This window comes from Pseudomonas sp. GZD-222 (assembly GCF_049310525.1).
Classification (GTDB): domain Bacteria; phylum Pseudomonadota; class Gammaproteobacteria; order Pseudomonadales; family Pseudomonadaceae; genus Aquipseudomonas.
In genome coordinates, this window is sequence record NZ_JBMOWO010000048.1 from 1 (window position 1) to 12,986 (window position 12,986).

Sequence of the window (12,986 nt, forward strand, 5' to 3'; positions counted from 1 at the left end):
ATCGCGGGGCAAGCCCGCTCCCACCGGTTCAACGCGGTCCCGGTGGGAGCGGGCTTGCCCCGCGATGAGACTAAGCCGCCGACTGCAGCCCTACCCCGGCCTGCGCAGAACTACGGCTGGCAAACACCATCATCGCCACCGCCGCCACCGCACCCGGCACCGCGAAGGCCATGAAGTTCAGTGCCAGCGGCAACTGGATACCCAGCAACAGGCCGCCGAGGATCGGGCCGACGATGGCCCCGCTACGACCTATGCCCGATGCCCACCCCAGCCCCGTGGAGCGGATGCCCATCGGATAGAACTGGGCGACACAGGCATAGGCCAGGATCTGCGTACCAATAGTGGTGGCCCCGGCAATCGCGATCAGCAAGTACAACACCGGTGTCGGGCTTTTGAAGCCAAGCAGGCTGATCGACAACGCTGCCAGCGCGAAGAACACCACCAGCACACGGTCGAGCTTGAACCGATCGCCAATCCAGCCGCCACCGACCGCACCAAAAATCGCCCCGAAGTTGAGCACCAGGAGGAAGGCCAGGCTCGATCCCAGGCCGTAACCGGCATTGCTCATCAGTTTTGGCAGCCAGGAGTTGAGGGCATAGACCATCAGCAGGCAACAGAAGAACGCGACCCAGAGCATCAAGGTGCTCAATGCCCGACCTTCACGGAACAGCTGCGGCACAGAACCACCGGCCTCAACGCCTGTGACCACTTCCAGGCGGTCACCTGCCTGTGGCTGGTAGCTGGGTTCGACCCGTTGCAGCAATTGGCTGGCCTGTTCGGTACGCCCCTGGCGCACCAGAAAACCCAGGGACTCCGGCAAAAAGCGCAGGATCAGCGGCAACAGCAGCAAGGGAATGACCGCTACATAGAACACCGACTGCCAACCGAAGGCCGGCAACAACACGATACCCAGACCCGCCGAGAGCATGCCACCCACCGAGTAGCCACTGAACATGATGGCGACCAGGGTGCTGCGCATACGTTTAGGCGCGTACTCGTTCATCAACGCCACCACGTTGGGCATCACCCCGCCGATACCCAAACCCGCCAGGAAGCGACAGATGCCGAATTCGGTAGGGTTGCGGGCGAAACCATTGAGCACGGTAAAGCCGCTGAAGAGGATCACGCAGATCATGATGGATTTCTTGCGCCCGATGCGGTCGGACAAGGGCCCGAACACCAGGGCACCGAACATCATGCCAAACAAGGCATAGCTGCCAAGGGCGCCAGCTTGCAGCGGGGTCATGCCCCACTCCTGCATCAACGCCGGCAACACCACGCCATAGATGACCAGGTCATAACCGTCGAAGATGATGATCAGCGCGCACCAGAACAGCACACGCCAGTGGAAAGTATTGAACTTCGCCTGATCGATCAGGCTGTTGATATCGATAGCTCGCATGTGGCGTGTCTCTTTTGTTGTTGTTATCGAAACCCAATGGCGAACCTGCCGGGCAGTGTTCGCGATCTCAGGTTAGGAGCAGTACAAAAGGGCCAATAGCCGTTTCCTGCGAATCGTTATCCAGTTTGCGCAAGGGCTGACCAGGGGTCAGCGATGACGCTTGAAGGTGACCGAGGGCAGCTCGCCGTAACGCTGACGGTAGCTTTCGGCAAAGCGCCCCAGGTGCAGGAAACCGTAGTCCAGCGCGATCTCGGTAACGTTGCGCACCGGGCTTGCCGGGTCCTGCAACGCCGCATGAATCCGCTCAAGCTTGCGCTGGCGCACATAGCCTTTGGGCGATAAGCCGGCATGGCGTTCGAACAGCGAGTACAAGGAGCGCTCGCTGACCCGCGCCACATTCATCAGCTGGACAACACTGATGTCCTGATCCAGATGGGCGTCGATGTAAGCCGCCAGCTGCTCGAACGAGTGAGGCTGCTGCGCGGGTTCGCCACGCTGAACATTATTGCCAAGCAAGCTGAGCAGCTTGCTCGCAACGATGCGCCCGTAATGCTCCTGTACCTGCAGCAATGAATGAGTGGATTCCGCTTCTTCGCACACAAGACCAAGCAGGCCGATAAAGCCTTCCAACTCGCCAGTGACATGCCGCGCGCGGTTGAAACGGATGCCACCCTCGGGCACTTGCCAACGCTGCTCCTGGCACGCCTGCTCCAGCAGGCTGACCGGCAGTTTGAGGATGAACTTCTCGCAGTCGGCCGAGTAGGTCAGGTCCACCGGATCGTCCGGGTTGATCAGCAGCAGCTCACCGGGCACGTAGTAATGCTCATTGCCGCGACAGTTGGACTGGCAGTGGCCCTTGAGCAATATCTGCAGGTGATAAAGGGTACCCAGAGCAGGCGAGGTTATCCGCGCCTTGCCGCCATAGCTCAAGCGGCACAGGTCGAGGCTGGCAAACTTGCGATGGTTGATGCTCGCTTGCAGGTCGCCGGTTCTGGGCAGACGTAGGCTATGACCACCCACATGCTGGTTAACGTATTCGGACACGGCATAAGGGTCGGCGCGCTCAAACACACAGCTGCGCTCGCTCAACAGGTGGCTGCTCATGGGCTGCCCTCTTCTTGTTCTTGCTGGACGATATCCACAGGGTCTGGTTATCCACAGGACGCCAGCTTGCGTCAGCCCCGGCAGGCAGTCCAATATCTGTTGGGTAGGCAACAATACCCTGGAGGTATCATGGAACTGCGCCATCTGCGTTACTTCCGGGTGCTCGCGCAGACCCTGAACTTCACCCGCGCCGCCGAACAGCTGCACATCGCCCAGCCGCCCTTGAGCCGGCAGATCCGTCAGCTGGAGGAAACCCTGGGGGTCGAATTGCTGGAGCGCAGCCGTCCGCTGCGCCTGACTGAAGCCGGGCGCTACTTTTACGAGCAGAGTGCAATGTTGCTCGACCAGCTTGAGCAGATTTCCGAAGGTACCCGGCGAATCGCCAACAGCGAGCGCCAATGGCTGCGTATCGGTTTCGCCCCCTCGACACTTTATGACTTGCTGCCCGACTTGATTCGCCAACTCCGACGCACTGAAGAACTGGAGCTGGGCCTGCAGGAGATGATCACCCTGCAACAAGTCGAAGCCTTGAAAGCCGGGCGCATCGATATCGGCTTTGGCCGTATTCACATCAACGACCCCGCCATCGATCAACAGGTATTGCGCGAAGATCCGCTGGTGGTCGCCCTGCCCTGTGGACATCCGTTGATTGGCCAGCCCATTGACCTGGTGCGCCTGGCCTTTGAACCCTTCGTCCTCTACCCCGCCACACCACGCCCGAGTTACGCCGACCACATCATGGCGTTGTTCTCCAGCCAGGGGCTGAGCGTACAGGTGATCCAGTGGACCAATGAACTGCAGACCGCTCTAGGACTGGTGGCCGCCGGCCTGGGGATAACTTTGGTACCCGCCTCGGTGCAACGCCAGCATCGCGACGACATCGTTTATGCACCGCTGAGCGAAGCAGCGGCGGTTTCCCCCATCATTCTCAGTCGCAGGGTTGGGGATAACTCTCCACAGGTCCGGCATTGCCTGGACCTGATCGAACGTATGACCGGCCAATAAGGCCGGTCATACAACGCTTATGCCTGCGCGGTCTTGAGTTTATCCACAGCCCCGGTGTGGAAGCGCTCGGCTAGAAACGGGGTGATATCCACAGGTGAGTTTTCCCCATGCAGAACCTTGTCGATCATCACACCGGTGATCGCCGAGGTCAGGATGCCCGTGCGGAAATGTCCACAGGCATTCAGGTAGCCGGAGACTTCCGGCACCGGCCCAAGGATCGGCAATTCATCCGGCGACCCGGGCCGCAAGCCGGCCCATGTACGTTTGAGGTTGATCTGCGCCAGCTCCGGAATACAGCGAACGGCACCCTGCACCAGGCCATTGATTTCCGGGAAGGTGTTGCTGACGTCGAAGCCCTTGTCTTCGGTGGTGCTGCCAATCAGGATCTCGCCGTTGTCCTTCTGTGCCATGTAGCAATCGCTGGTGGTCAGACAGCCGTTCAACAGCTTGGGCATGCGTTCGGTGAGGATGATCTGGCCCTTCACCGGACTGACCGGGATCCGCAGGCCGGTCGCCTGTTCGCTGAGTTCAGCGGCCCAGGCGCCCGCAGCATTGATCAGGGTCTGACAATGAAAGGTACCCGCTTCGGCGGTCTGCACCCCACTGACCCGGGATCCCTGGTGCAGCACGCCGGTGACATTGGTGTTGTGAAACAGGTCCACACCGTTCTGCCGCGCCGCTTCCATATAGGCATCGGCCAGACGGAAGGGACTGACCTGGTGATCGCAGAGAAACTCCAGCGCACCACGCGCCGAATGGCTGACTGCAGGTTCCGCCAGGCGCAGGGCCTCGCGGTCGAGCCAGCGCACTTGCTCGGCCAGGTGCGGGATCTGCGCAACGATATGCTCGGCATACAGCTGGTCTTCATCGTCGTAGATCACATACTTCAAGCCCGTGCGTTCAAACTTGAAGTCCATGCCGTGACGCTCGATCAACTCCTGGTGCAGCTGTGGATAAAGTGCATTGGACTGCAGGGCAAAGTCGAAGAACGATTGCGGCAGGATGTGTGGCGTACTGGCATCCACCGCCACCGCAGCGCCTTGGGCCTGGCGTTTGTGCTGGCTGGACATCATGCGAAAGAAAATCACCCCGCAGCCGAGGCCAACCGACTCGCCTATCGCCCATAAGCCACCGGCCGAAGCGCGTGTGGCATTGCCCGGGCGCTTGGCATCGATCAGGGCGATCTTCAGGTTCTTGCGTTTGGACAACTGATAAGCGCAGGAGGCGCCGATAACACCACCGCCAGCAATCACGACATCATAGGTTCTGTTCATGGGTCAGCCCTCCGCGCCGGGTTGCTGGAATGCCGAGAAAGGAATCGGGTCGACCGGAAAACGCGGGCGCAACCAACCGACGTCAGCGCGCCCCGTGGCTTCGCGCAAGCGGTCGCTGCAATAGCCAACGCACATGCGTCCCTGACAGTCGCCCATACTCACCCGGGTGCGCATCTTCAAGGCTGCCATGTCTTGCACACCCTGCTCCAGGGCCAGGTCGATATCCGCACGGGTGACATGTTCGCAGCGACAGATCACCGTATCGGCGCGCGGCAATTCGATCTGCCGGGTGCCACGCTGGGTGTAGCGCTCTATCCCGGCACGAAAGCGTTTGATCGCTGCCAACTGGCCAAGGTACTGCTCGCGTAGCTCGATGGCTTGTTCGGCATTCAGCACTTCGCGCTGCAGCAGGATCGATACGGCGGCGATACGCCCGGTCAGCATCGCGGCCTCACCGCCGCGGATACCACTCATGTCACCCGCCAGATGAATGTGCGGCTGACTACTCTGTTGCCAGACGTTGCACGTGGCACGCAGGTAGCCATCGTCATTGAAGCCATGTTCCAGGCCCAGCTGCTGGCTCAACTGGGTTCGCGGGATAAAGCCGTAGCCCACCGCCAGGGTCTGCGCAGGCTCACGCTGGGCGCGGCTGTGATCGGGCTGCCAGTTGTTGTCATACGGCGCCAGGATCACCTGTCCGAGTTCGCCTTCGCCCTTGGCCTCGACCACGCCCCAGCCGTAATACATCGGAATGCCATTGAGCTTCATGTAGCCGAGCATGCTCAGGCCATCGAGGAACAGCTGTGGCTTGTTCAACAGCGCCAGGCTTTCCTTGGCGATCTTGCCGAAGGCGCAGGCTTCATAGACGCCGACCACTTTCGCCCCGGCAGCGTGCAACTGGCAGGCCACCAACGGCAGCAACGGACCGGTGCCGGCAATCACTGTGCTGCCCAAGGGTTTGACCACGCCGCTTTTGATCTGCAGTTGCAAACCACCGAGCAACAGCACACCGGGTAGCGTCCAGCCTGGAAACGGCACATTGCGCTCGTGGCATCCGGCCGACAGCACCAGGTGCGAGTAGTCGATCTGGTGCAGACACTCTTGTTCATCGAGCACCATCAGGCGCTGCTCGTCACCGCCTACCACCCGGCTGTTCAGGCGCAGGTCGATCTGCCCGGCGCAGGCGGCAAATTCCTTGTGCAGGGTGTTCAGGGCCTTGCTGTAGCGCGCGCCGAGATACCCCAGATCAACACCTGCGCGCAGCGGCCCGCGATACACCACTCCACCTGGCCGCGAGGCTTCATCGAACAGCACACTAGATACACCGTGGCGCGCCAGTTCAATGGCGGCCGCCATGCCTGCCGAACCACCGCCGACAATTACAGGACGCAGACTCATGGCGCCTCCTGCCCGGCAAAGCGGTTGCTCAGGGTGTCTACCTGCATACCAGGCTGGACCACGGTCTGGCAGGCGCGACGCTTGGGCCGCCCGTTGATTGAAACCAGGCAGCAGTGGCACACGCCCATGCCACAAAAAGCGCCCGTCAGTTGCGCGTGATCGTTGCGCGCCACCTGGCGAATGCCCACGGCATTGAGCACGGTAAGCACCGTCTCACCGGAGGCGACTTCGACCGGTTGGCCGTTGAGTTGGATGGTCATGTCAGCCCGCGACAGGGGCTGGATATCGAGTTTTCGATCCAGTGTTTGCATAGCCTTTCATCCGTGAAAAGGGAAAATGGATTTTTCACAGTATGCCAAGCAGACACGGCAGCTATTGATCCAGGCCAGCTTTCGGCTGACTTGAACAGTTGCTATCAGTACTCTCGAACACTGGGGTTGAGTTGAAGCCATTGGCGCCGATACCACCCAGGGCGCAGCATCAACGTAGCATGGTCGCCCGTTGCCGAAACGCATCCTCCCTCCAGAACGACAATGGCGTCCGCCTTCTTGGCCTCGTTCAAATCGTGAGTGACGATAATTCGGGTCGTTTCGCCAGCCAACGAACCAAAAAATACTTGTTCGATAATCTTCTTGGAGTCGATATCCAGGGAAGACGTGGGCTCGTCAAAAATAATGACCTTTGCTTTTCGCGCGATGGCTCTAGCCAGTGAAACCCGTTGTTTTTCTCCCCCGGAAAGTATCTTCACGCTGATGGCTCTGGCGTCCTGACGGGCATCTAATTTCAAACCGACATCATTCAGACACTTATAGATTGCACTGTCGTCCTTGCATTCTCGACTAGAAACGTTTTCGTAAACGCTACGGTCCAGCAAGTAATCGTCCTGAGGTACGTACCCTACGTTTTTTCGCGATTGCCTGATGTTCGACGGGGTTAGTTGGACGCGATCAAACGCTATTTCTCCTGTGGTTGGCGTACTAAGCCCCACCAGCGTTTTAATAAGCGTCGTTTTCCCTGCGCCTGAAGGACCGACGATTGCAAGCGATCGTCCGGATTCGACTTCGAATGAAACGTCATTCAGAACCGACACACCCAAGCTGTCATGGAGGGAAACATTCGACAACGACACACGAGGTGCGCTCCCGAGATCAATCCCGGAAGGCGTACTGAAATCGCTCAGGTTTCTCTCCAGCAGGTGACTATTTTCACCCAGCGTCACGGAGGACCGTTTAATTCCGCTTATCACCATTCCAAAGTAACTGACAGGAAGCACAAATTGCAGGAGATACGCGTTGACTTGGACGAAGTCACCCAGCGTAATTGTTTTAGCGGCGAGATCATAAGCCGCTAAGGCGGTAATGCCTGCCAAACCTGCACCTAACAGTACTATCTGCACTGTGCTGACGAGTTGTTGGACATATACATTACTGACGATCGATTTTTTGGACTGCCCGAGTGACTGCTCGATGTGGGTGATTTCCTTCTCTTCTTCGGCATGAGCGATAATAAGCTCACGATTTTTGAGAACGTCCAAGATTAGACCGAATGCGGACTGCAGGGCACCGTTAGCAGCCCGTTGCCTGTCCCCGATGATGCTGAAGGTGAATAAGGAGACACCTGCAAACGAGCCCACCACCACGATGAGGGCAATAGAATAAATATCAGGAACGAACTGAACTAAAATCGCCACTGACAAGCACAGCCTTACGATCAATGGCAATACTTGCCCCATCAACCCATCCAGGAAAACCGGAATAGCCGAGTTGATTTGATTGAGCTTGGTGGAAAAGACGCCGGGTGAAAAACCGGGCCTCGCGGCATGCCACTCGAAGATGGTATTCATGCAAAATCTGCTGCTCGCCTGCTTCTTGACCTCCTCAATGACCTCAGTGCCTATAACTACTTTTATTCGCACGAATACTTCAGCGGCCAACCATGTCAGGCCATACCCAACGCCTAGGAGCGCCAGGTTATTGCCTGTCTCACCACTATTGAACGAGTCGATCAAATTTTTGAGCACGGTAGGCGCAGCGACAGAAAATGCCACCACCAATAAGTCCAGCAGCACCGAAATAATGAAACAGATCCGCAGGTGCCTGTTCGAGTTCCAGAGGATGTCAGCACACACCCTCGTGGTGTTCAGAAACTCACTTTTTTTCATGATGTGGCTCCTATGACCACCATCAACGCCAGGTCTTTTTCAAGTTCGTCACTGTCGAGCACCACTCCCTCCGGACCTCTGACCCAAGCGTGAGATATGAAGGGATAGGATTGAACGCCAATGCAGAAACTACAGGAAAGGTTTTCTTCAAATGCCATGCTCGCCAGGCAGTAGGCAAACTCAAGGCATTTCACCTCGGTATTTAAAAGCTTGATCGCCAGGTTGATATTACTGCCCAGGGAAATCAATCTGGCTTGATTGGTAAGTGGGACGGTGGGAACGCTTTTCCGTAGGTGATCAAGCAGCCCCTGTAGGTGACCGACCTGCGACTCACACTTGGCGTGCTTCAGGTACTTCATCGCTTTCAATAAGGTATGCAGGCGGATAGATGAAAGCACCCAGCCGTCTCGGCCACCTTGCCATGCGCAACGGGCAGTTCCTATGGATGTTTTGATATCGGAAAATTTTTTCGAGAAATCCGGGACTTGTGCGAGGGTTAGAATCTCGAGCCCGATCAACTCATCGACGAGCTTCTCCGCCTCGCTGTCTAGTTGCGAGGCGTGTTTACCAAGTACAGTTGAAACGAACGCAGTCTGGTCTGTGTCAAAGAATATGAAGTCATTCCTGCACTCAGCCAACAGAATCATCTTGGAATTATACATAACCCGGTGAAGATTTTCCGCCCAGGCCACGTATCCACCCTCATTGGCCTTTGGCATAAAGACTCTCCCAGTGTCGGATGAAGAGATTCGCTGAAAACAGGTGGACCAAAAAGTGCGGGCATTTTTTTGCGCCAACAGAAATTTCATCAATCAAACGTTCCACCTGGTCACTCTCAATCATGCCTTTGTCGATCAACGGGCCACTGAGCAAGACATCGGTAATGTCTCTTTTGTTGTGGGAGATCGCACGTTGGGTCAATCCTGTAACTCCACCTTTTCTCGTATTCCATAAGGTCTTTTCAGCGTATCTCTCATAGGCGGCTTTACGCAGAAAGTACCTGTCAATTTTTCCTTTTAATAGCTGCTCTGGGGCCACATTCAAACCCAACTTGAGGACTGCTGACGAGAGGAACGGGTAGACATACCGCCCCGGTAGCGCGGACAAAGGGCTGGTTGCCATTTCGTACTGGTTGACCAGCGCGCCGAAGCGCCGATCGCTTTTCGTAACCTGCTCGCCAGCCGGCATGCCGATCAGTTGCTTATAGGTTAAGTCTTCAGTCAGGTACTGAGGGTTGATAATGCCGATGCAGCCAACTTCTTGAAGCATGAACTCCTTGGGGAAGTCCAGTTTTTTGGTGAGCTTTTTGTACTCGCCTATGGCTTCTCTGAGCGTCGTGATTAACGGACTTCGATAGTAATTAGACAGATGATTGAGGTTGGCAGCGGCGCGTAATAACCGCCCTGATTTAAATAGTTCATATGCCAAGGATTTTTGTGGTTGGGGCGGCTAAGTTAACGTCGCTATGCTCAAGAGTTAATAATATACTTTGCCCAAATAGGGGGCTCCATGTCAGGGCCGCCTGCTGGTCCCTGGATGTTGATGGATGCGGTCAATGTGACGATTTTCTTAAAACTCATAGTACGGTTCCTTGTATTGAGCTGAATGCGAATCACTAAGATTCGCAAATTAAACGTAGCATGCACAGAGCATGTGCATATATTATTTTTGAATATTACAAGTGTAATCAATACGAAATAGTGATATTGATGCTATTACGCCGGCTCATCCACAATCCGTAAACCGAGGCAGAAGGTGCCAACATGGGCGCCACGCGCGGCGAATGACGTGTGAAATCCAGACCCGTGGATCAGCTCAAAAAAAACCCCCGTAAATACGGGGGTTCAAGAGTTATCAATTACCTGCAGACCAGCTCTGAGGTAACAACAGCGATCGTTACTCAACCGTTACCGATTTCGCCAGGTTCCGCGGCTGGTCGACGTCGGTGCCTTTGAGCACGGCCACGTAGTACGACAGCAGTTGCAGCGGAATGGTGTAGAGGATTGGTGCCAGGGCATCGATGATGTGCGGCACAGCAATCACATGGGTGCCTTCGCCATTGCTCATACCGGCGTTTTCGTCGGCGAAGACAATCAGCTCACCGCCACGGGCGCGCACTTCCTGCAGGTTTGATTTGAGCTTCTCCAACAGTTCGTTGTTCGGCGCCACGGTGACCACTGGCATGTCGCTGTCGACCAGGGCCAGCGGGCCATGCTTGAGCTCACCGGCCGGATAAGCTTCGGCGTGGATGTAGGAGATCTCCTTGAGCTTGAGCGCGCCTTCCATTGCCACCGGGAACTGTGCGCCACGGCCCAGGAACAGAGTGTGGTGCTTGTCGGCGAACAGCTCGGCGGTCTTCTCGACGATGGCGTCCATGGCCAGGGCTTCGCCCAGGCGCGTAGGCAAGCGGCGCAGTTCTTCAACCAGCTCGGCTTCGACACCCGCCTTCAGGGTGCCACGGACCTGGCCCAGGGACAGGGTCAGCAGCATCAGCGACACCAACTGGGTGGTGAATGCCTTGGTCGAGGCCACACCGATTTCCGGACCGGCCTGGGTCAGCAGGGTCAGGTCCGACTCGCGCACCAGCGAGCTGATACCAACGTTGCAGATCGCCAGGCTACCGAGGAAGCCGAGTTCCTTGGCGTTGCGCAAGGCGGCCAGGGTGTCGGCGGTTTCACCGGACTGGGAAATCGACACGAACAGGGTATCCGGCTGCACCACTACCTTGCGGTAACGGAACTCGCTGGCCACTTCTACCTGGCACGGAATCCCTGCCAGCTCTTCAAGCCAGTAACGGGCAACCATACCGGCGTGGTAGCTGGTACCACAGGCGACGATCTGCACATTGCGGACCTTGGCGAACAGCTCGGCGGCTTGCGGGCCAAAGGCCTGGACCATGACGTGGTCTTTGCCCAGACGCCCTTCCAGGGTGCGCTGCACCACGGTTGGTTGCTCGTGGATTTCCTTGAGCATGAAGTGACGATAGGTGCCCTTGTCGGCGGCTTCGGCGCCTTCGTGGTACTGCACGGTTTCGCGCTGGACCTGGGTACCGGCCAGATCCCAAATGGTCACCTGGTCGCGGCGGATCTCGGCGATGTCGCCTTCTTCCAGGTACATGAAACGGTCGGTCACCTGACGCAGGGCCAACTGGTCGGAAGCCAGGAAGTTCTCACCATGACCCAGGCCAATCACCAGCGGGCTACCGCTGCGGGCGGCCAACAGACGGTCCGGCTGATGCACACTGATTACCGCCAGACCATAAGCACCGTGCAGCTGCTTGACTGCAGCCTTGAGGGCGTCGGCCAGGTCCGGGACGGTCTTCAGGGTGTGGTGCAGCAGGTGGACGATGACTTCGGTGTCTGTCTCAGAGCTGAACAGGTAACCCAGGCCCTTGAGCTTTTCACGCAGTTCTTCGTGGTTCTCGATGATGCCATTGTGCACCACCGCCAGATCCTGGCCGGAGAAATGCGGGTGGGCATTATGCTCGGTCGGCGCGCCGTGGGTTGCCCAACGGGTGTGGGCAATACCCAGCTGGCCTGCCAGCGGGTCGGCGGCTACAGCGGCTTCCAGCTCGCTGACCTTGCCGATGCGGCGACGACGCTCCAGGGTCCCTTGCTGGGTGTAGACCGCCAGACCTGCGCTGTCATAACCGCGATATTCCAGGCGCTTGAGGCCTTCGATCAGGATAGTGGTGATATTACGTTCGGCGACGGCGCCAACGATTCCACACATTAGATATGCTCCTTGGAGAGTGCGGCACAGATCACATGGACGCCGCGGGCTTCAATTTGTTCACGCGCCTCATCGGGCAAGCGCTCATCAGTAATCAGGGTATTGACGCTGCCCCAGGGCAGCTCGAGGTTGGGAATCTTGCGCCCGACCTTGTCCGACTCGACCATCACAATCACTTCACGGGCCACTTCGGCCATCACCCGGCTCAGGCCAAGCAGCTCATTGAAGGTGGTGGTTCCGCGCGCCAGGTCGATGCCATCGGCGCCAATGAACAACTGGTCGAAATCGTAGGAGCGTAGTACCTGCTCGGCGACCTGGCCCTGGAAGGATTCGGAATGCGGGTCCCAGGTGCCGCCGGTCATCAACAGCACAGGTTCGTGCTCCAGCTCGCTCAGGGCACGGGCAACATTCAGAGAGTTGGTCATCACTACCAGGCCGGGCTGATGGCCCAGCTCGGGAATCATCGCTGCGGTGGTACTGCCACTGTCGATGATGATGCGTGCATGTTCACGGATGCGCCCCACTGCAGCCCGGGCAATTGCCTGCTTGTACAGTGAGACAGGCTGGCCCTGATCGGCGATCAGTTCCTGAGGCATGGTCACGGCACCACCGTAGCGGCGCAGCAACAAGCCGTTGGCTTCCAGGGCGGCAAGGTCCTTGCGAATGGTGACTTCCGAGGTTTCGAAACGTTTGGCCAACGCATCAACGCTCACTTCCCCCTGCTCGTTGAGCAAGGCGAGGATATTGTGGCGGCGCTGAGGGGTGTTACGTTTCGACATGGCGTCTTTAAGTTTCGTTTCGAAAGTTAGTGATGCCAATCAAAACCTAAAGACTTCGAGCCGTCAAGCAGGCGTTGATAATTTTTATCCACAGCTTCGCGGGGGAGAGCCCCGCCCCCCCAAAAATCGAC

The 12,986-nt window shown here is 57.6% G+C and carries 11 protein-coding genes; 1 reads left to right on the plus strand and 10 read right to left on the minus strand.

What is annotated here, in order from left to right:
• Positions 1–70 precede the first annotated feature (70 nt).
• Positions 71–1,402, minus strand: a complete 1,332-nt coding sequence (locus tag ACO6VD_RS08640; RefSeq protein ID WP_422417498.1) for an aromatic acid/H+ symport family MFS transporter — start codon at positions 1,400–1,402, stop codon at positions 71–73.
• 147 nt (positions 1,403–1,549) lie between these two features.
• Positions 1,550–2,506 (minus strand): AraC family transcriptional regulator, encoded by a 957-nt coding sequence (locus ACO6VD_RS08645; RefSeq protein ID WP_422417499.1) that lies wholly within the window; start codon positions 2,504–2,506, stop codon positions 1,550–1,552.
• A gap of 129 nt (positions 2,507–2,635) precedes the next feature.
• Here ACO6VD_RS08645 and ACO6VD_RS08650 point away from each other — a divergent pair, with 129 nt between their 5' ends.
• The gene (locus ACO6VD_RS08650) at positions 2,636–3,511 is read left to right on the plus strand and encodes a LysR family transcriptional regulator (protein ID WP_422417500.1); all 876 of its coding nucleotides are present in this window, start codon (positions 2,636–2,638) and stop codon (positions 3,509–3,511) included.
• 17 nt (positions 3,512–3,528) lie between these two features.
• Here the strand turns inward: ACO6VD_RS08650 and hcnC are convergent, their stop codons facing one another.
• The 8 genes from hcnC to ACO6VD_RS08690 all read right to left on the minus strand — a co-directional run bounded on the left by hcnC (position 3,529) and on the right by ACO6VD_RS08690 (position 12,855).
• Positions 3,529–4,785, minus strand: coding sequence for a cyanide-forming glycine dehydrogenase subunit HcnC (gene hcnC, locus ACO6VD_RS08655; RefSeq protein ID WP_422417501.1), 1,257 nt, complete (start codon positions 4,783–4,785; stop codon positions 3,529–3,531).
• Between the two features lie 3 nt (positions 4,786–4,788).
• Positions 4,789–6,183: a cyanide-forming glycine dehydrogenase subunit HcnB gene (gene hcnB / locus ACO6VD_RS08660; RefSeq protein ID WP_422417502.1), complete on the minus strand. Its 1,395-nt coding sequence runs from the start codon at positions 6,181–6,183 to the stop codon at positions 4,789–4,791.
• A complete protein-coding gene (gene hcnA / locus ACO6VD_RS08665; protein WP_400171461.1) occupies positions 6,180–6,494 on the minus strand; it encodes a cyanide-forming glycine dehydrogenase subunit HcnA in 315 nt (104 codons plus the stop codon). The genes hcnB and hcnA overlap by 4 nt, the downstream gene beginning before the upstream one ends.
• A gap of 104 nt (positions 6,495–6,598) precedes the next feature.
• Entirely contained in the window at positions 6,599–8,344 is a 1,746-nt protein-coding gene (locus ACO6VD_RS08670) for an ATP-binding cassette domain-containing protein (protein WP_422417503.1), read from the minus strand.
• Positions 8,341–9,063 carry a lasso peptide biosynthesis B2 protein gene (locus ACO6VD_RS08675; protein WP_422417505.1) on the minus strand — a complete coding sequence of 241 codons (723 nt, stop codon included), beginning with the start codon at positions 9,061–9,063 and terminating at the stop codon, positions 8,341–8,343. Before ACO6VD_RS08675 ends, ACO6VD_RS08670 begins: the two co-directional genes overlap by 4 nt.
• Positions 9,047–9,772, minus strand: coding sequence for an asparagine synthase-related protein (locus ACO6VD_RS08680; protein WP_422417506.1), 726 nt, complete (start codon positions 9,770–9,772; stop codon positions 9,047–9,049). Before ACO6VD_RS08680 ends, ACO6VD_RS08675 begins: the two co-directional genes overlap by 17 nt.
• 468 nt (positions 9,773–10,240) lie before the next feature.
• On the minus strand, positions 10,241–12,076 hold the full coding sequence (gene glmS / locus ACO6VD_RS08685) for a glutamine--fructose-6-phosphate transaminase (isomerizing) (protein WP_422417507.1): 1,836 nt from the start codon (positions 12,074–12,076) through the stop codon (positions 10,241–10,243).
• Positions 12,076–12,855, minus strand: coding sequence for a DeoR/GlpR family DNA-binding transcription regulator (locus ACO6VD_RS08690; protein ID WP_400171459.1), 780 nt, complete (start codon positions 12,853–12,855; stop codon positions 12,076–12,078). Before ACO6VD_RS08690 ends, glmS begins: the two co-directional genes overlap by 1 nt.
• Positions 12,856–12,986: the final 131 nt, after the last annotated feature.